The organism is Arthrobacter sp. PAMC 25486 (genome assembly GCF_000785535.1).
Classification (GTDB): domain Bacteria; phylum Actinomycetota; class Actinomycetes; order Actinomycetales; family Micrococcaceae; genus Specibacter.
Map to the genome: position 1 here is coordinate 1791773 of NZ_CP007595.1, position 17223 is coordinate 1808995.

Here is a 17223-nt window from a genome sequence, read left to right on the forward strand (position 1 = left end):
AGCCGGCCGTGCCGTCCTCCTGCGGGTGGATGCCCGGCCAACATTTTTCGCCCTCTGGCCCGATGTTTGCCACCGCCGTTCCCGCCAGTATTAATGCATGACTACTCCACTTTTGAGCGCACGCTCACTCTCCAAGCGATACGGCGCAGGCATTGCCCTGAACAACGTTGACCTCGACATCGGCCCCGGAGAATCCGTCGCCATCATGGGTGCCTCCGGCTCCGGCAAAACCACGCTGCTGCACACCCTCGCCGGCATCACCTCCCCCGACTCCGGCAGCGTCAACTACGCCGGCACCGATGTGACGGGCCTGAATGAAACCCAGCGTTCCAAGCTACGGCGCGAGGCGTTCGGCTTCGTCTTTCAGTCAGGTCTGCTGATCCCCGAACTCACCGCCATTGAAAACGTGGCCCTCGCCCTCATGCTCAACGGCGTCTCCAGGCGGGACGCCGAGCAGCAGTCGGCCGGCTGGCTGACACACCTCGGCCTGGCCGGTATGGAGAACCGCCGCATCGGCGAGCTCTCCGGCGGCCAGGCACAGCGCGTCGCCATCGCCCGGGCCCAGGTCACGGGCGCACGCATCGTCTTCGCCGACGAACCCACCGGTGCACTGGACTCCCACACCTCCGCCGACGTCATGGGCGCACTGCTCGGGGCCACCGCCGGCCGCGGCAACACCCTGGTCCTGGTCACGCACGACGCCACCGTCGCTTCTCGTTGCTCCCGCACCTTGTTCATGCACGACGGCGTCCTGTCCCTTGCGCCGTCGGCTCCCCCGGTTGCCACGCAGGTCATACCAGGAGCGGGCCGGCCAGGTACCGTGCCGTCCCCCGGCATGGCGGCACACCCGTCGGCCAGCCAGTTCGCAGCGGGTCAGAACTGGGCGGAACGGCCGTGAACAAGTTCAAATCAACGCTTTCAATCCTGTGGCTGATGTCCCGGCCAGCGCCGGGCAACAAGGCCGTTGTGGCCCTACCAGCCACAGCATTCGCGCTGGTCACGGCGCTGCTGCTGATCGTGCTGGCCGGTGCCATGAGCTTTTTCACCAACCCTGTCATCGATGAAAACCCGGACCTGGGCGGAACCTACCAGATGCTCGCGGCCTTTGCCTTGGCCCTGCTGGTGTTGCCTCTGCTGACCTTGGGCGGATCGGCTGCACGTCTGTCCGCCCGCCGCCGCGACGAACGACTTTCCACCTTGCGCTTGCTCGGCGGCACTCCCGCACTGGTGGCCGTGCTGACTGTTATTGAATCCACGCTGGTGGCGTTGCTCGGCGTCCTGGCCGGAATCGTCCTGTACGCAGTCACCCTCCCGGCCATCGCCTTGATCCACTTTCAGGGCAAGGCTTTGGGGCTGGCAAATCTGTGGCTGTCCCCGGGCATACTGCTGCTGGCAGCCGCCACCTTGATCCTCCTCGCCGCCGTCAGCGCCGCAGTGGGCCTGCGCCAGGTGGTGCTCTCCCCGCTGGGAGTGCGCACCCGTCAACAAGCTCCCACCGTGCATTGGCGCCGACTGGCACTCGGGGCCGGGGCCGTCGTCGTACTTTATCTGTTGATGTCCAATTTGACGGCCAGCGGTTCGCTAGCGGTCATCATCGTGGTGATCGTCGCGGTCTTTGCGGCCGGGCTGGCGCTGCTGAACCTCATGGGTCCCTTTGTGCTGAAATGGGTCGCCGGACGGGGGCTGCGCAAGGCGCAAACGCCGGAGAAGCTGCTGGCGGCACGGAGCATTCTGGAATCGCCCAAGGCTGCGTGGCGGCAGGTCAGTTCCCTCTCGATGACAAGCTTCATAGCTGTTGTTGCGGGAACGGGTCTGGCCCTGCTCAATTCCGTGGGCGAAGCGCAAAGCACCGCCGACGAGCTCCTCTTCACCGATATGCGCACAGGTGTGTTAATTACGGTGGTGGTCTCGTTCCTGCTGGTGGCCGCCAGCGCCGGGGTCAATCAGGCCGCCGCAATCCTGGACCGGCAGGAGCTGTATGTCAGCTTGGACCGCCTCGGCATGCCTCGGTCGGTCATGGACGCGGCCCGGAAGCGCGCCGTCTTATCGCCCGTGCGGATAGTGACGGTGGGTTCGGCCGTCATCGCAGGAGTATTGCTCTTTCCGCTGACCGGGATGGCCATGATCTTTGCCCCGCTCTCCCTGGTGGTCATTGCCGGGGTGCTGGCCAGCGGTATCGGACTGGTGTGGCTGGGCCTGGCTGCGTCGAAGCCCGTGCTGGACAAGGTGCTGGCCGCGTCCTAGTCTGCGCTGAACAGGACAAAAAGTCCCCACCCGGTCCGAAGACTCCCGGGTGGGAACATTTTTGCAGGCTGGCAAAACTAGCTGGCAGGCATGGTGTCCAGTGTGACGTCGACCGACTGCGCCTTGCCGCCACGGGTGAAGTCGAGCTTCACCGTGGCCCCGCCGGCCTGCTCACGCACGGCGGCCGTCAGGTCGGACGGATCGCTGATGGTGCGGTCCCCCAGCTTCGTGATGACATCGCCTGCCTTCAGGCCCGCCTTGGCTGCTGCACTGTCGGCGGTGACGTCGGCAACTGTGGCACCGGCCGAAAACGCGCTGTCGGAACCGGTGGCCGAGGTGCCCTTCACCGAGACACCCAACTGGCCGTGCGAAGCCTTGCCCGTGGCGATGATGTCCTGGGCAACCCGCTTGGCGTGGTCAATCGGAATCGAGAAGCCCACACCAATGTTGCCGCTCTGGCTGCTGCTGTCGGAGCCGCCGGCGGACGCGATGGCCACGTTGACACCAATAATCTTGCCTTCGGTGTTGACCAGGGCTCCGCCGGAGTTGCCGGGGTTGATGGCCGCGTCGGTCTGGATGACGTTCAGGTTCACGGTGCCCGTGGCCGCGGTGTTGCTCTGGCCGCCGCCTGGAGGGGAGAACTGGAAGCCGTTGCCGCCGTCGTTCGGGTTCTGTGAAGAGTCGCTGGGGGTTTCCGGGACGGCCGAGGAAGCCACCTGGATGGTCCGGTTCAGCGTGGACACGATCCCGTCGGTGACGGTGCCGTTCAGGCCCAGCGGGGAGCCGATCGCAATGACGGTGTCGCCAACGTTGATCTTGCTGGACTCGCCCAGCTCGGCGGGAACCAGGTTGGGTGCGTCAATCTTGACAATGGCCAGGTCGGAGAGCGGGTCGGTGCCCACGATCGTGGCCGGGTACACCTTACCGTCGCTGGTCTGGACCTCAATGGTTGCGTGGGCGGCGGCCCCATCAAGGGTCACCACGTGGGTGTTGGTGAGGATGTGGCCTTCCGTATCCAGGATGATGCCCGACCCCGTGCCGCCGGAGGTGCCGCTGGTGGCCGAAATGGTCACCACGGACGGCATGGCCTTGGCAGCGGCCGCGGAGACCTCATTGACCGAGTTCGGGTTGTTGATCACCAAGGGGGCCGCCTGCTGGTTGGAGCCGGCCACCGTGTTGTTGCCCTGCTGGTCGAGCAGGTACAGCGATCCGCCGCCCACAAGCCCGCCGATGAGTGCCGCCGCCAGGACGCCGCCGGTGAACATGCCCATGCCCACCTTCTTGCGCTCACGGGGCCGTGCGGTCACCGCGGGTGCCAAGGTGTGGGGATACGCGTTCGACGCCGGATAGCCGGGTCCTGCGTGACCCGTCCCCGTGGGCGGGGCCTGGTAGGGGGACGGGGCCTGTTGCTGTTGGCCGTAGTGGCCGGGAATCGGTTCGGTGGGGTTCGTGGCGTTGGCGTACGGTGCCGGAATGGGTTCCGTGGGGTTCATCGTCGGTGCGGGTGCCGCATGGGCAGGGCCACCGGCTGGCTGCGTGTCGGCGGCCGGGCTGGCGAATGCCTCGGCGCGTGCCGACTGCGGAGCCTGGACCGGAGCGGCCGGGTAGGGTGACGTGGCTGGCGTCGAGGCAGTGGCCGGGGCGATGGGGGCGGACTGGTGATCCGCTGAGGAAGGAACGGCCGGGTGTTCCGGGGGAACTGCGGGCCGCGGGGCTGACTCAGCTGCAGGCTGCCCGGCATCCTCTGGTGCCTGGGGCAATGCTGTTGTTTGGGCGTCCTGCGTTTCAGCGTCTGCCCCTGCTTCATGGGACGTGACCTCGGGCTTCCCGCCATCGTTGATGGGGCGGTCTCCGTTGTTCTCGTTCATCAGCTTTCCCTTCATTGAAAACTTCGGTGATGAATGCTTGATTGATATTCATCTTTACCGTTGCAGCTGGAGCATTGGCGAACGTTCACTGGAAGTCAGCTGTGAAGGTTCCCCAAGTTCAAGTATGGCGCAGCTGGCCGGCCCGGCCGTCACTTTTGCGGCGCGCAAACTTCAGTGCACCCGGCAAATCCCGGCCATAGTATCGTGTGGAGTATTCGTAAGAAGCATGCAGGTCGGATTCCACAATGGTCCCAATGTCTAAGGTGAGCGATGTTTGCACGATTGAAGCTGTTTTCCCCTTTCCTGGCGTTGCTTGCCTTGTTGGCCCTGATGCTCGCCCCGGCTGGCGTTGCCACGGCCGAGCCGCCCGTCACCATTCCCGGGGGCACCTACATTGTTGACAACGCCAATGTGCTTGGCGGCAACAAGGCGGAGGTCCAAAAAGCCATCGACGAGCTGAGCCAAAAACACGGTATGACATTCTTCGTGGTCTATGTGGATTCCTTTGACGGCCAAACTGGGGAGCAGTGGGGCACCGAGGTCGGAAACCTCAAGCAGCTCGGCACCGGCGATGCCCTGCTTGTGGTGGCCGTCAAGGAGGGAAAATATGCGCTCCTGGCTGATAGGAACAAGGTCCCTGACAGCAAAAACCAATACATCCAGACGAACGTCATCAAACCACAGCTGTCCCAGAAAAACTGGGCGCAGGCGGCCATCGATGCAGCCGCGGCCATTGGCGATGCGGCTGGCGGCGGCAAGGGCAATGTGCCCAACCCCACCGGCGGGTTCGTAGCGCTGGGAGTCGGAGGCGCCGTCGTGGTTGGCGGAGCTGGCACCGCGCTTTACCTGCGCAACAAGCGCCGGAAGAACGCTGCTGAGGCAACGGCCAAGGGCTACGGCAGCGACGGGCAGGCCCTCGACCCGAACGCCGGCATGACCATCCCCGAGCTGCGTTCCAAGGCCGGCTCGTTGCTAATCGCCGCCGATGACGCCATCAAGACCAGCGAGCATGAGATTGGCTTTGCACTGGCATCGTACGGAGAGGACGCCGTCAAGCCGTTCCAGGCCGCACTGGAGCGCGCCAAGACGCACCTCTCCGAGTCGTTCAAGCTGCAGCAGCAATTGGATGATGAAATTCCGGACACCATCGAGGAGCAGCGTTCCTGGCTGGGTGACATCATCGCCCGCAGCGAAGAAGCCAACGCCGCATTGGATGCCGAAAAGGCCTCCTTCGACGAATTGCGTGAACTGGAGCGCACCGCCCCGCAGGTTCTGGCCAGCATTCGCACACAGCATGCAGAGGCACAAACGTCCCTGGCTGCCGCCGAGTCGAAGCTCGCCGCCTTGACGCAGCAGTACTCCGACACGGCTGTTGAACCTGTGCGCGACAACGCCGCCCAGGCCCGGGAACGCCTGGACTTTGTTGTAACAGCCGCAGCTGAGGCGGATGCCAAGCTGGCCGCAGGGGACACCGCCGCGGGTGCTGTCGCCGTCAAGGCTGCAGAGGAAAGCCTCCTGCAGTCCGGCGTGCTGCTGGAGGCCATCGCCAAGACCGAGGCAGCCATGAATGAGGCCGCCACCACGCTGACAACGGCGTTGCCGTCCGCGTTGGCTGATCTGGAGCAGGCCAAGTCCATGGTCTCCTCGGAACAGTTTGCCCGCTACGCCCCCACCGTCCAGGGCGCCGAGCAAATCCTCAATGACGTGCGCATGAATGCCGCGGGAAAATCCGACCCGCTGGCCCAACTGCAAGCCGTGCAGTCCGCGCACGGTCAGCTCGATGAACTCTTGACAGGCATCCGGGACCAGCAGCAGCAGGCACTGCGCGCCCAGGCCGCCCTGCAGCAGGCACTTGCAGGGGCACAGGCAACCATTTCCACCGCCAAGGACTTCATCGCAGCCCGCCGCGGCGGGGTGGGATCGGAGGCCAGGACCCGCCTGTCCGAGGCGGAACGCAATCTTGACTACGCCGTGTCCATCTCCGGATCCGACCCCGTCAACGCCCTGGCATACGCTCAACAGGCCCAGCAACTGGCCAAGCAGGCCATCCAATACGCCCAGAACGATGTCAACAACTTTGGCGGAGGAGGTCGCGGCGGCTACGGCGGCGGGGGCGGTTCCATGGGAGGTGGCATGGGCGGCGCCATTCTTGGCGGCATCATTGGCGGGCTGCTCTCCGGCGGCGGAGGCGGCGGCGGCTTTGGTGGGGGCGGCGGCTTTGGCGGCGGAGGCGGCGGCGGCTTTGGTGGGGGCGGCGGAGGAGGCGGCGGCGGCTTCGGCGGCAGCGGCGGCAACTTCTAGCCGTCTCCCACCGAACCACAGCACCAGGTGACGGCCGGCACCCAAGGCGGGGTCCGGCGTCGTGCCTGCAGTTCTTGCCCCGTCTGGTAATTTTCGGCAAGAATGGCAGAACGTCCTTTAGACTCAAATTGCTGCAGGAGTATGTGCGCAGCCGACTTGGAATTTTGTTTGATACATCCAATAAAGGGGAAAAGTAATGGCAAAGCAGTCAATTTTCGGCCGGATCGCTCAGTTGGCGAAGGCAAATATCAACTCGTTGCTGGATTCTGCCGAAGATCCTCAGAAAATGCTCGACCAGATGGTTCGTGATTACAAGGCGAACATCACCGAAGCCGAGACAGCCGTCGCCCAGACAATCGGCAACCTGCGCATGCTTGAAGATGACTACAACGAGGATGTCAAGGCCGCTTCCGACTGGGGCAACAAGGCACTGGCTGCCAGCCGCAAGGCCGATGAGTTCCGCGCTGCCGGCAATGCTGCCGACGCGCAGAAGTTCGACAATCTTGCCAAGGTCGCACTGCAGCGCCAGATGTCTGCGGAAAGCGAGGCCAGCTCGTCACAGCCCAACATTGCGGCGCAGACCGAGGTGGTTGAGAAGCTCAAGACCGGGCTGCAGCAGATGAACGGCAAGCTCGCCGAGCTCGCGAGCAAGCGCAATGAATTGATCGCGCGTTCCAAGACGGCTGCCGCACAGTCTCAGGTTCACGACTCACTCAAGAGCATCGACATCATGGACCCCACCAGCGAGGTCAGCCGCTTCGAAGAGAAGATCCGCCGCGAAGAAGCCAAGGTTCGCGGCCAGAACGAACTTGCCGCCTCCAGTCTGGATGCACAATTCAACTCCCTTGAGGACCTCGGCGAGCAGACCGAGATCGAGGCCCGCCTGGCCGCGCTGAAGGCTGGCGGCTCCGCTGCTCCGGCCGCGCTGAACGCCGGCACGACCGTGGATGAAGCCGACTTCGACAAGCTGTAAACAGCAGGCACCCGATTTGTTGGTGCTGAGCGGCCCCGGATTTTTGTCCGGGGCCGCTTTTTTTGCGTTCGGGTTTATGGTGTGCGGCTGCTTTATGGTGTGCGGCTGCGTAGAGCCCGGATTCCGGGCGGGCTGCCGGGTGCCGTGCCCCTCCGGGCACTGTGCCCCTCCGGGCACTACATTTGCGTGAACGCCGCCACGGCGGGGTCGGCGCCGATGCGGCCGCCTGTTTCCAGTCCGGAGATCAGTTCAAGCTCGGCGTCGCTGAGCCTGATCTTTGCCGCCGCCAGGTTTTCGGCCATGCGCGCAGGCGTCACGGTCTTGGGGATGACAATGTTCCCCGTTCCCAGGTGCCAGGCCAGGACCACTTGGGCCGGTGTGGCACCGTGGGCCTGCGCAATCTCGGCCAGGACACCGCTGACCAGGTCTCTGCCCTGGCCCAGGGGGCTGTAGGCCTGCACGGCAATGCCGTGGCTGCGGCACTTCTGCGCCAGCCCGCCCTGCTGGAAGGAGGGATGCAGCTCGATCTGGTTGACGGCAGGGACCACGGCGGCTCCGCCCAACAGCTCATCGAGGTGGTCCGGCAGGAAGTTGGACACCCCAATGGCACGCACCATTCCCTCTGCATACAACGCCTCTAGTTCCGCCCACGCCTGCGTGAACAACCCCTGCGACGGGACGGGCCAGTGGATCAGGTACAGGTCAATCCGTTCCACGCCCAGCGCCTTGCGGCTGGCCTCAAAGGCGGCACGCGGGCTGCCCTGTTCGCCATTGCGCAGCTTGGTCGTGATGAAAACATCGTCTCGGGACAGCCCGGATTCGGCCAGCGCAGCTCCCACGCCTGACTCGTTGCGGTAGGCCGCGGCCGTGTCGATGTGCCGATAACCTGCCTCGAGCGCCTGGCCCACGGCCACCCGGGTTTCCTCCGGCGGGATCTGGAAGACGCCGAAGCCGAGCTGCGGAATCGTAACTCCGTTGTTCAACTGCAGTTCCGGAACGGCTGCGGATGCAGCACCTGTGTCAGTCATGAAGATTCTTTCCTTTCATTGCCTGGACTCATTGCATTGGGCCGCGACAGGCGGCTGCCACCAGCCTAGGCCCGATCGCAGGCCTGGGACATCGCGGCGGGCCCAGTGGTGAATCCGGAGCACCTGGCGCTCTCGCAGCGACTGACCGCACAGTAAGGGACGCTGCAGGAACCACCTCCGGCCGGCTGAGCAGTGTCTCATTTGCGGATCAATGTTGGATATTGTTTCGCACCTGCGTCTATAGTCGGTGTTATGACACAGATTCGCGTTTCAGAGGCGGCTCGCTTTCTTGGCGTCAGCGATGACACCGTGCGCCGGTGGCTGGAGAACGGCACGCTCCACGGCGCAAAGGACCAGCAGGGCCGCATGGTGGTGGACGGCGTCGAGCTGGCTGCCCTGGCCAAGAAGCAGTCACAGCTGCCCAACGATCCCGCCGGCGTCGGCAGCTCCGCGCGGAACCGCATGGTGGGTCTGGTAACCAACATTGTCATGGACAAGGTCATGGCCCAGGTGGAGATGCAATGCGGGCCGTTCCGGGTGGTCTCACTCATGAGCAGCGAGGCTGTCCGCGACCTGGGCCTGGAGCCGGGATCCGTTGCCACGGCCGTGGTGAAGTCAACCAATGTCATCATCGAAGTGCCTGCAAAGGGAAACCAATCATGACAACGCTTATTGAATTCTTCACTGGCAGGGCCTCCCGGCGCCTAGGCGTCACGGGCACGGTTGGCGCCATGCTGGTATTGGGCCTTGCCGCGTGTGCGCCCGCCGGCGACAACGCACCCGGCGCCGGCCAAACGCCGTCGTCCTCCTCCGGCGCACCTGCAAAACTGTCCGGCACACTCAACGTGTACGCGGCGGCGTCCTTGAAACAGACCTTCACCGAGCTGGCCTCCCAGTTCGAGGCCGCAAACCCGCAAGCGAAGGTCTCGTTGAGCTTTGACGGCTCCTCCACCCTGGTCACCCAGATCCAGGAGGGCGCCCCCGCCGACGTCTTCGCCTCCGCCGACCAGGCCAACATGAGCAAACTCAGCGACGCCAAACTGGTCATAGGCTCCCCCGTTGATTTTGCCAGCAACGTTTTAACGTTGGTGGTGCCGCCGGACAACCCCGCCAACATCACCTCCTTTGCCGATGCGGCCCAGTCCGGCGTCAAGCTGGTGATCTGCGCCGCGCAGGTGCCGTGCGGGGCCGCCAGCCAGTCTGATGCAAAGGCCGCGGGCCTCACTTTGGCCCCCGTCAGCGAGGAACTGAACGTCACCAGTGTTCTGGGCAAGGTCACCGCGGGCGAGGCCGACGCCGGACTGGTCTATGTCACCGACGCCAAGACCGCCGGAGACAAGGTTGAGAGCATCCCGCTCAATCTGGACAAGCCCACAGTGAACCTGTACCCCATCGCCGCCGTCAACACCTCCAAGGTGCCGGAGCTGGCCCAGGGGTTCATTGACTTGGTGACAGGGGCCGAGGGCCAAAAGGTTCTCTCGGACGCCGGCTTTGGCACCCCCTAGTCTCCCCGGGAAGCACGACGGCGGCCCGGCCCACCCAGGTGCCGCACCCGGCAAACCCGGCACCGCCGGAGCCCCTGCCTCCGTTCCCGGCACCCCGGGAGGGATGCGCGCCGGCGGGGGGACGCGCCGTCGCGCATGGCAGTACACAGGAGTCCCGGCATGGATTTTCGCCGTTGCAGCCTTGGGTGCGCTGTTTATCCTGCTGCCGCTTGCGGGCATGGTGGCACGGGTCAATTGGGCACATTTTTGGCCGCTGATCACCTCGGACTCCTCCGTTGCGGCGCTGCTGTTGAGCCTGAAAACCGCGGCCGCGAGCACCGCGTTGTGCATCATTTTCGGTGTGCCGCTGGCACTGGTGCTGGCCCGTGCCCAGTTCTTTGGCCAACGCATCCTGCGGGCCCTGATCCTGCTGCCGCTGGTGGTGCCCCCCGTGGTGGGCGGCCTGGCGCTGCTGTACACGTTTGGGCGGCAGGGACTGCTTGGCAGTTCGCTGCAACTGGCGGGCATCAGCATTGCCTTTTCCACCACTGCCGTCATCATGGCGCAGACCTTTGTGGCCCTGCCGTTTCTGGTCCTCAGCCTGGAGGGAACACTGCGCACCGCCGGACAAAAATATGAGACTGTGGCCGCCACGCTCGGTGCCCGGCCGGGCACGGTGTTGCGGCGGATCACCCTGCCGCTGGTGCTGCCCGGCCTGATCTCCGGGGCGGTGCTGTCCTTCGCCCGCAGCCTGGGCGAATTTGGCGCAACCCTGACCTTTGCCGGCAGCCTGCAGGGCGTGACCCGCACCCTGCCGCTGGAGATTTACCTGCAGCGCGAAACCGATCCCGACGCCGCCGTTGCCCTTTCCTTCCTGCTGATTGCCGTGGCGGTCATTGTCGTGGCTGTGACGTATCGGGCACCCAAATCCCCGCTGCGTTCTTTAGTCGCGGGACGGGGGCGTACCTCATGACCCTTTCCTTGAACGCGGTGCTGGCCGCCCGGAATGTGGAGCTTGCCCTGACCGTGGGCTCTTCCGAAACCGTGGCCGTCATGGGGCCCAACGGCGCGGGAAAGTCGTCGGTCATCCAGATGCTGGCCGGCCTGCTCAAACCCGATTCCGGCAGCGCGACGCTGGACGGGCGCTTACTGTTCCAGTTCAACCCCGGCAGTGTCTGGCTGCCCCCGCATGAACGAGGCGTGGGCGTTTTGGCGCAGGAACCGCTGCTCTTCCCCCACCTGAATGTATTGGACAATGTGGCGTTCGGACCGCGCAGCCAGGGTGCCGGAAAGCGGGAAAGCCACGAGGTCGCCCGCCGCTGGCTGGGTGAGGTGGACGCCGTCGAACTGTCCCGCAGGCTGCCCTCAGAACTCTCCGGCGGGCAGGCACAGCGGGTGGCCCTGGCCCGGGCGCTCGCCACCGACCCCGAGCTGCTGCTGCTCGACGAGCCCATGGCCGCGCTGGATGTCAACAGCACCCCGTTCCTGCGCAGCCTGCTCAAGCGGGTGTTGGCCGGGCGCCGCGCCATCATCGTCACGCACGACGTCCTCGACGCGCTCATGCTCGCCGACCGCATCATCGTCATGGACGGCGGGCGGATCGTGGAATCCGGTCCCACCGCCGCCGTGCTCGCCCATCCGCGCAGCGCCTTCGCAGCATCGCTGGCCGGTCTGAACGTCATCTCCGGTGTCCTCTCCGGCTCCACCCTTTCAATGTCCGACGGCGGATTGGTCACCGGCCAGCCTGTCGGCGGCTTGGGTGCTGGCTCGCTGGGGGACGACGCAAGTGGTGGGCCGGAAGGCATGGCCGCGTTCCCGCCGTCGGCCGTGTCGGTGTTTTTGGCGCCGCCTGCGGGAAGCCCGCGCAACTGCTTCAACGTGACTGTGACCGAGCTGGAACCGCAGGGCGGGCATATCCGGATCCGGGCCGGTGCCCTGGCAGCGGACGTCTCAGCGGCCGCGGTGGCAGAGCTCAAGGTGGAGCCAGGGACCGAAGTCTTCTTCGTGGTCAAGGCAGCAGAAGTGGCCCTCTACCCGGCGTAATCCTCCGGCCCTCCTACCGACGCTCCTGCAGATACGGGGGTGTTTTTGCCGACGCTCCTGCAGATCTGGGGCGATTTTGGGCAACGCTCCTGCAGCGGCTGAGGCAGACCTGGGCCATAGGGGTATTCAGGGACGCAGATCCACCGGCAGGGATCGGTGGACCTGCCACGCGGCGTGCATTTGCTCGCGGGTACCAGCGGGATGCTCGGCAAACCAGGTGCGGGTGAACTGATTGAGTTCAAACTGTCGGCCAATTTCAGGTACAGCAGCATTGCGAGTTTCATGCCAGTGCGTCAGGGCGTCGGCCAGCGTTGCTGTACCGTCGCCGGCGGCAAAAAAGTCGCGCATGTGAGCATCGAAATGGAAACCCGGTCCTAGTTGCTCCGTGAACCAGGCCCGCAGGAGCTGGCTGCAGCGTTGGCCCTTCGGGACCGTCGTGTCCACAGTCAGGGGTCCGGCAAGCTGCTTCGTTGACCGCTTCTCCGCCGGAAGGGAAGGCTGGAGCCTTCCGTCCAGCATCGCTGAGATCCGCTCGGTGATCTGCTCTTTGCCGCCACTTGCAGAGAGTCCCTGGCTGCGGGCAAAGTCTGCCAGTTCGGTTTTCAGCCAGTACCAGCGGGAAAACTCAGCCGCAGTCATCGAGGAGGCGAGGGCCGGACGCTGTGGCTGGTCGGTGGCGGGCATCTCTTGAAGTCTCTTAAGCATGGAACAATTCTGGCCGCTCCTCTCCATCAATGAACAATCGCGACCGACAAATGACACCGTTCCCGCTTTCTGATGCCCGGATCCCGGTATCAGAAAGCAGGAACGGTGTCAGAAAGCGGGAACGGTGTCAGAACTCGGCGGCGCGGCGGGTCGTGCTGCCAATCGCTAACCCTCGCCTGAGCTCCAGTTTTTGGCCTGGGAAACGAAAAACCCCCGGCCGTCTGGCCGAGGGTTTTCCTCATCTGGTTGCGGGGACAGGATTTGAACCTGTGACCTCCGGGTTATGAGCCCGGCGAGCTACCGAACTGCTCCACCCCGCGTTGCGTCCTCAACAGTACATGCGTTTGTCGGAATCACCAACTCGAGGGCCCTCCACCCCCCTCAACCGGTGAGTGTGCGTTGGTGAAAGCCCGGAAGGTGCTGCCGCGTTCGGAGAAAAAGCCCGGAAGGTGCTGCCGCGTCTGGGTCTGGAGGAGTCGGCGTCAGCGGTGGTTGAAGACTGCCGGGCGCTTTTCCATGAATGCCGCCATGCCTTCCTTTTGGTCCTCCGTGGCGAAGCAGGCGAAGATCGAGCGGCGTTCCACCCGGACGCCTTCGGCCAAGGTGGTTTCAAACGCGGCATTGACCGCTTCTTTGGCGATCATGGCCACCGGCTTTGACATGGTCGCGATTGTGGCGGCCGTGGCAAGTGCCTCCTCCAGCAGGGAATCAACGGGCACCACGCGGGCCACGAGCCCTGCCTGCTCTGCCTCCTCCGCCCCCATGACCCGGCCGGTCAGCACCATTTCCATGGCCTTGGCCTTGCCGATGGCGCGGGTCAGCCGCTGCGAGCCGCCCATGCCGGGGATGACGCCGAGCTTGATTTCGGGCTGGCCGAACTTGGCGTTGTCGGCGGCGATGATGAAGTCGGCAATCATGGCCAGCTCGCAGCCGCCGCCCAGGGCGTGCCCGGCCACGGCGGCGATCATGGGCGTGCGGACGCGGGCCAGCTCGTCCCATACGGAGAACCAGTTGGCCTGGTACATCTCCACCGAGGATTTCGCCGCCATCTCCTTGATGTCCGCGCCGGCTGCAAAAGCACGGGAGGTGCCGGTGATGACGATGGCACCCACGGAGGGGTCGGCGTCGTACGCGGTGGCCGCGGCAAGAATTTCCCGGCCCATCGCGTCGCTCAGTGCGTTCAAGGCTTCGGGGCGGTTGAGCGTAATCAGGCCCACCCGGCCGTGTTGTTCGGTCAGGATCTGGGAGTACTGGTTCATGTAAAAAGTTCCGTTCGGTGCTATCGGTTCAGATAAATTCAAGAAGGCAAAGCGGTGGGGTAGTCCAGGCGTCACGGGGCCGTCCGGCGCACAACGCTCAGGCACCGCCCTGGGAAGCCGCCCTGATGGTGTTGATGATGCCGGAGAAGTCTGTCCCGGAACCGCCATGCAGGGAGAACTCGCGGAAGATCTCCTCGGCCGAGCGGCCCAGCACGGCGTCCACACCGGTTGCGTTGAGCGCCTCGACGGCCAGACCCAGGTCCTTGGCCATCAGCGCCCCGGCAAATCCGGGCTGGTAGTCGCGGTTGGCGGGGCTGGTGGGAACGGGGCCAGGGACGGGGCAGTTGGTGGTCAGCGACCAGCACTGGCCCGAGGCGTTGGCTGCAACGTCGTAGAGGGCCTGGTGTGTCAGTCCAAGCTTTTCGCCCAGGACAAAAGCCTCGCTGACGGCGATCATGGACACGCCCAGAATCATGTTGTTGCAGACCTTGGCAGCCTGTCCGGCTCCGGGCCCGCCACACAGCACAATGCGCCTGCCCATGACTTCGAAGAGGGGTCCTGCCGTGGCAAAGTCGTCCTCAGAACCGCCCACCATGAACGTCAGTGTGCCGGCCTCGGCACCCATGACTCCACCGGACACGGGAGCGTCCAGCCCCCTGTGCCCGCCGGCCACCACTATCTCGTGGGCTGTGCGGGCGTCCTCCACGGAGATCGTGGAGCATTCCAGGAACAGGGCCCCCGGCTTGGCTGCCCCCAGCAGTCCCCCGCCCGGCCCTTCGCCTTCAAAGGCAGCAAAGACGTGTTTGCCGGCCGGCAGCATGGTGATGATGACGTCGGCCCCGGCCGCCGCGGCAGCCGCGGAGTCCGCCACCACCACACCGGCCTCAGCTGCCGCCTCCAGCGCCGCTGGCACCACGTCGAAACCTGTGACGGGATACCCTGCGGCGACCAGGTTCGCCGCCATGGGGCCTCCCATGTGCCCCAGCCCGATGAAGGCGACCTTCGTTGCAGCAGCCTTCTGTTCGGCCGCCTTCGTTTCAGTGCGTTCAGACGCTTCATTGCTCATGGCCATCTTCCCTTCACATCGAACTAAAACTGCTTTTAAACCGTTTCCTCAACTGGTGCGGACAGCCCCAGCTCCCGCGCACCCAAATCCGCAAACGCAGCCTCAACCACCGCCGGCGAAACAGCCGCCAAAGACGCAGGCAACCACGCAGGGTTCCTATCCTTGTCGACGAGCTGCGCCCGGATGCCCTCGGCAAAGTCCGGCCAGGCCAGGGCCCGCAGCGACACCCGCAGCTCCTGGTTCAGCACGGATTCCAGCGAACCCAGCGCCCGCGCCCGCCGCAGCGCGGCAAGGGTCACGGTCACCGCCGTTGGCGACTTGGCCGCAATGGTCTCCGCAGCCGCCGTGGCCGCGGGGTCCCCAACGCGGGCCAGCCGCCCAAGGATGGTTCCGGCGTCGTCCGGGGCGTAGCACTCATCAATCCACCAGCGCGCCTTGGCCAGTTCGGAATCCGGCGCCGCCTGCCCCAAACGTCCGACGGCGGAGCTTGCGTTGCGCACGGCCAGCTCGGCCACAAGCGTGGGCAGCTTGGCGGAGTCGACATAGTGGCTGGCCAGGCCCATGGCAATGGCGTCGGCGCCGCTGACCATGCCCCCGGTCAGTCCGGCATGGGTGCCCAACTCCCCCGGCGCGCGGGAGAGCAGGTAGGTGCCACCCACGTCAGGGACGAAGCCGATACCTGTTTCGGGCATGCCGATCCGGGAGCGTTCGGTCACGATCCGGTGCGAGGCGTGCGCGGAAATGCCCACGCCGCCACCCAGCACCACCCCGTCCATGAGCGTGACGATGGGTTTGGGGTAGCGGGCGATGCGGGCGTTGAGGTGGTATTCGTCGCGCCAGAATTGCTCGCTGGAATCTCCGCCGGTGCGCGCGTCGTGGTAAATGGAGACGATGTCCCCGCCTGCACACAGCCCCCGCTCACCGGAACCCGAGATGAGAACTGTTGCAACGGCGTCGTCCGTCTCCCACTCATCCAGCGCCGCCGCAATGGCCAGGATCATGCCGTGGTTCAGCGCGTTGATGGCCTTGGGCCGGTTCAGAATCAGCTGCCCCAAAGCTCCGGTGCGCTGCACGAGAACGTCGTTGTTTTCCATAGACCCATCCTCCACTTCTTAGCGCTCCACGGCCAGACGGCCAATGATCAAGCGCATGATTTCATTGCTGCCTTCAAGAATTTGGTGCACGCGCAGGTCCCGGACCAGCTTCTCCAGGCCGTACTCGCTGAGGTAGCCGTAGCCGCCATGCAGTTGCAGGGCCCGGTTGGCCACGTCAAAGCCGGCATCCGTGGCGACCAGCTTGGCCATGGCACACAGCTTGACGGTGTCCGGGGCGCCAGCGTCCAGGGCGTGGGCGGCGCGCATGAGCATGGTTCGGGAGACCTCGAGGTCGGTGTCCATTTCGGCGATGGCGAAAAGCAGGTGCTGCTTGTCGATCAGCGGCCCGCCAAACGCCTGCCGTTCCTTCAGGTACGCGATGGACTGTTCCAGCGCCGCCCGGCCACCGCCCAGTGAGCAGGCTCCAATGTTCACGCGCCCGCCGTTGAGGCCCTTCATGGCGATGCCGAAACCGTCGCCCTCTTCGCCCAACCGGTTGGCCACGGGGATCCGCACGTTCTCCATCACCACCTGGCGGGTGGGCTGGGCGCGCCAGCCCATCTTCTTTTCGTTGGCGCCGAAGCTGAGCCCTGCCGCGTCATGGGGAACCACGACGGCGGTAATCCCCCGAGCGCCCAGGTCGGCCGTGCGGACCATCACTAAATACCAGGCTGACGAGCCTGCCCCCGAGATGAACTGCTTCGTGCCGTTGAGGATGTAGTCGTCCCCGTCGCGGACGGCGCGGGTGGTGATGGCGGCGGCGTCGGAACCCACCCCCGGCTCGGACAGGCAGTAGCTGGTCAGCTCCGTCATGGCCGTGATGCCGGGCAACCATTTACTGCGCTGTTCGTCGTTGCCGAAGGCGTCGATCATCCAGGCCACCATGTTGTGAATCGAGATGTAGGCGGCGATGGTGGGGTCCACGGCGGCCAATTCCTCGAAGATCAGCACGGCGTCGGCCCGGCTCAACCCGGAGCCGCCATGCTCCTCCCCCACATAGATCCCGCCCATGCCCAGGGCACCGGCCTCGGCCAGCACGTCCACCGGGAAGTGCTTGTTCTCGTCCCATTCCGCGGTATGGGGCGCCAGGGCCGTGGCGGCAAAATCGCGCACCATTTCCACCATTGCCTCCTGCTCGGGAGATGACTGGTTCATAGT

At 65.1% G+C, this 17223-nt stretch carries 15 protein-coding genes and 1 tRNA gene; 8 read left to right on the forward strand and 8 right to left on the reverse strand.

The genetic code is table 11. The features are described 5' to 3' along the window. Positions 1-97: 97 nt before the first annotated feature. Both art_RS08225 and art_RS08230 read left to right on the forward strand, forming a co-directional pair. Positions 98-898, forward strand: coding sequence for an ABC transporter ATP-binding protein (locus tag art_RS08225; protein ID WP_038463911.1), 801 nt, complete (start codon positions 98-100; stop codon positions 896-898). Next, positions 895-2244 carry a permease gene (locus tag art_RS08230; protein ID WP_253901523.1) on the forward strand — a complete coding sequence of 450 codons (1350 nt, stop codon included), beginning with the start codon at positions 895-897 and terminating at the stop codon, positions 2242-2244. The genes art_RS08225 and art_RS08230 overlap by 4 nt, the downstream gene beginning before the upstream one ends. 77 nt (positions 2245-2321) lie before the next feature. Here the strand turns inward: art_RS08230 and art_RS08235 are convergent, their stop codons facing one another. Beyond that, complete coding sequence (locus tag art_RS08235) at positions 2322-4112, reverse strand: S1C family serine protease (RefSeq protein ID WP_082000535.1); 1791 nt, start codon at positions 4110-4112, stop codon at positions 2322-2324. A 270-nt stretch (positions 4113-4382) separates the two neighbouring features. Here art_RS08235 and art_RS08240 point away from each other — a divergent pair, with 270 nt between their 5' ends. Both art_RS08240 and art_RS08245 read left to right on the forward strand, forming a co-directional pair. Next, complete coding sequence (locus tag art_RS08240) at positions 4383-6413, forward strand: TPM domain-containing protein (protein WP_038463914.1); 2031 nt, start codon at positions 4383-4385, stop codon at positions 6411-6413. Between the two features lie 196 nt (positions 6414-6609). Then, positions 6610-7386, forward strand: a complete 777-nt coding sequence (locus art_RS08245; protein WP_038463917.1) for a PspA/IM30 family protein — start codon at positions 6610-6612, stop codon at positions 7384-7386. A gap of 176 nt (positions 7387-7562) precedes the next feature. On the opposite strand, the gene art_RS08250 is transcribed toward art_RS08245, so the two are convergent. Continuing rightward, positions 7563-8414, reverse strand: a complete 852-nt coding sequence (locus tag art_RS08250) for an aldo/keto reductase (protein ID WP_038463920.1) — start codon at positions 8412-8414, stop codon at positions 7563-7565. Between the two features lie 252 nt (positions 8415-8666). Here art_RS08250 and art_RS08255 point away from each other — a divergent pair, with 252 nt between their 5' ends. The 4 genes from art_RS08255 to art_RS08270 all read left to right on the forward strand — a co-directional run bounded on the left by art_RS08255 (position 8667) and on the right by art_RS08270 (position 11941). Continuing rightward, positions 8667-9077 (forward strand): molybdopterin-binding protein, encoded by a 411-nt coding sequence (locus art_RS08255; protein ID WP_038463923.1) that lies wholly within the window; start codon positions 8667-8669, stop codon positions 9075-9077. Continuing rightward, positions 9074-9919 (forward strand): molybdate ABC transporter substrate-binding protein, encoded by an 846-nt coding sequence (gene modA, locus art_RS08260; RefSeq protein ID WP_082000189.1) that lies wholly within the window; start codon positions 9074-9076, stop codon positions 9917-9919. The genes art_RS08255 and modA overlap by 4 nt, the downstream gene beginning before the upstream one ends. Before the next feature lie 103 nt (positions 9920-10022). Next, positions 10023-10871 carry an ABC transporter permease gene (locus art_RS08265; protein ID WP_052136141.1) on the forward strand — a complete coding sequence of 283 codons (849 nt, stop codon included), beginning with the start codon at positions 10023-10025 and terminating at the stop codon, positions 10869-10871. Next, positions 10868-11941 (forward strand): sulfate/molybdate ABC transporter ATP-binding protein, encoded by a 1074-nt coding sequence (locus art_RS08270; RefSeq protein ID WP_038463926.1) that lies wholly within the window; start codon positions 10868-10870, stop codon positions 11939-11941. The genes art_RS08265 and art_RS08270 overlap by 4 nt, the downstream gene beginning before the upstream one ends. Before the next feature lie 126 nt (positions 11942-12067). Here art_RS08270 and art_RS08275 read toward each other — a convergent pair whose 3' ends face one another. From art_RS08275 to art_RS08300, 6 genes are all read right to left on the reverse strand, one after another. Beyond that, complete coding sequence (locus tag art_RS08275) at positions 12068-12646, reverse strand: DUF6434 domain-containing protein (RefSeq protein WP_253901524.1); 579 nt, start codon at positions 12644-12646, stop codon at positions 12068-12070. A gap of 243 nt (positions 12647-12889) precedes the next feature. After that, positions 12890-12966, reverse strand: a tRNA-Met gene (locus art_RS08280). 162 nt (positions 12967-13128) lie between these two features. Further along, complete coding sequence (locus art_RS08285; protein ID WP_038463932.1) at positions 13129-13905, reverse strand: enoyl-CoA hydratase; 777 nt, start codon at positions 13903-13905, stop codon at positions 13129-13131. A gap of 97 nt (positions 13906-14002) precedes the next feature. Beyond that, the gene (mmsB, locus tag art_RS08290) at positions 14003-14971 is read right to left on the reverse strand and encodes a 3-hydroxyisobutyrate dehydrogenase (protein WP_082000536.1); all 969 of its coding nucleotides are present in this window, start codon (positions 14969-14971) and stop codon (positions 14003-14005) included. Positions 14972-15006: 35 nt separating this feature from the next. Continuing rightward, the gene (locus art_RS08295; protein WP_038463935.1) at positions 15007-16065 is read right to left on the reverse strand and encodes an enoyl-CoA hydratase/isomerase family protein; all 1059 of its coding nucleotides are present in this window, start codon (positions 16063-16065) and stop codon (positions 15007-15009) included. Between the two features lie 18 nt (positions 16066-16083). Next, positions 16084-17220 carry an acyl-CoA dehydrogenase family protein gene (locus art_RS08300; protein ID WP_038463937.1) on the reverse strand — a complete coding sequence of 379 codons (1137 nt, stop codon included), beginning with the start codon at positions 17218-17220 and terminating at the stop codon, positions 16084-16086. Positions 17221-17223 lie beyond the last annotated feature (3 nt).

What these genes read in the sequence shown, in the direction of transcription:
- art_RS08270 (WP_038463926.1), top strand. Translation starts at nt 10,868, where the DNA reads ATGACCCTTTCCTTGAACGCGGTGCTGGCCGCCCGGAATGTGGAGCTT.
- art_RS08285 (WP_038463932.1), bottom strand. Translation starts at nt 13,905, where the DNA reads ATGAACCAGTACTCCCAGATCCTGACCGAACAACACGGCCGGGTGGGC.
- art_RS08245 (WP_038463917.1), top strand. Translation starts at nt 6,610, where the DNA reads ATGGCAAAGCAGTCAATTTTCGGCCGGATCGCTCAGTTGGCGAAGGCA.
- art_RS08240 (WP_038463914.1), top strand. Translation starts at nt 4,383, where the DNA reads ATGTTTGCACGATTGAAGCTGTTTTCCCCTTTCCTGGCGTTGCTTGCC.
- art_RS08250 (WP_038463920.1), bottom strand. Translation starts at nt 8,414, where the DNA reads ATGACTGACACAGGTGCTGCATCCGCAGCCGTTCCGGAACTGCAGTTG.
- mmsB (WP_082000536.1), bottom strand. Translation starts at nt 14,971, where the DNA reads ATGAGCAATGAAGCGTCTGAACGCACTGAAACGAAGGCGGCCGAACAG.
- art_RS08300 (WP_038463937.1), bottom strand. Translation starts at nt 17,220, where the DNA reads ATGAACCAGTCATCTCCCGAGCAGGAGGCAATGGTGGAAATGGTGCGC.
- art_RS08235 (WP_082000535.1), bottom strand. Translation starts at nt 4,112, where the DNA reads ATGAACGAGAACAACGGAGACCGCCCCATCAACGATGGCGGGAAGCCC.
- art_RS08265 (WP_052136141.1), top strand. Translation starts at nt 10,023, where the DNA reads ATGCGCGCCGGCGGGGGGACGCGCCGTCGCGCATGGCAGTACACAGGA.
- art_RS08275 (WP_253901524.1), bottom strand. Translation starts at nt 12,646, where the DNA reads ATGCTTAAGAGACTTCAAGAGATGCCCGCCACCGACCAGCCACAGCGT.
- art_RS08255 (WP_038463923.1), top strand. Translation starts at nt 8,667, where the DNA reads ATGACACAGATTCGCGTTTCAGAGGCGGCTCGCTTTCTTGGCGTCAGC.
- art_RS08295 (WP_038463935.1), bottom strand. Translation starts at nt 16,065, where the DNA reads ATGGAAAACAACGACGTTCTCGTGCAGCGCACCGGAGCTTTGGGGCAG.
- modA (WP_082000189.1), top strand. Translation starts at nt 9,074, where the DNA reads ATGACAACGCTTATTGAATTCTTCACTGGCAGGGCCTCCCGGCGCCTA.
- art_RS08225 (WP_038463911.1), top strand. Translation starts at nt 98, where the DNA reads ATGACTACTCCACTTTTGAGCGCACGCTCACTCTCCAAGCGATACGGC.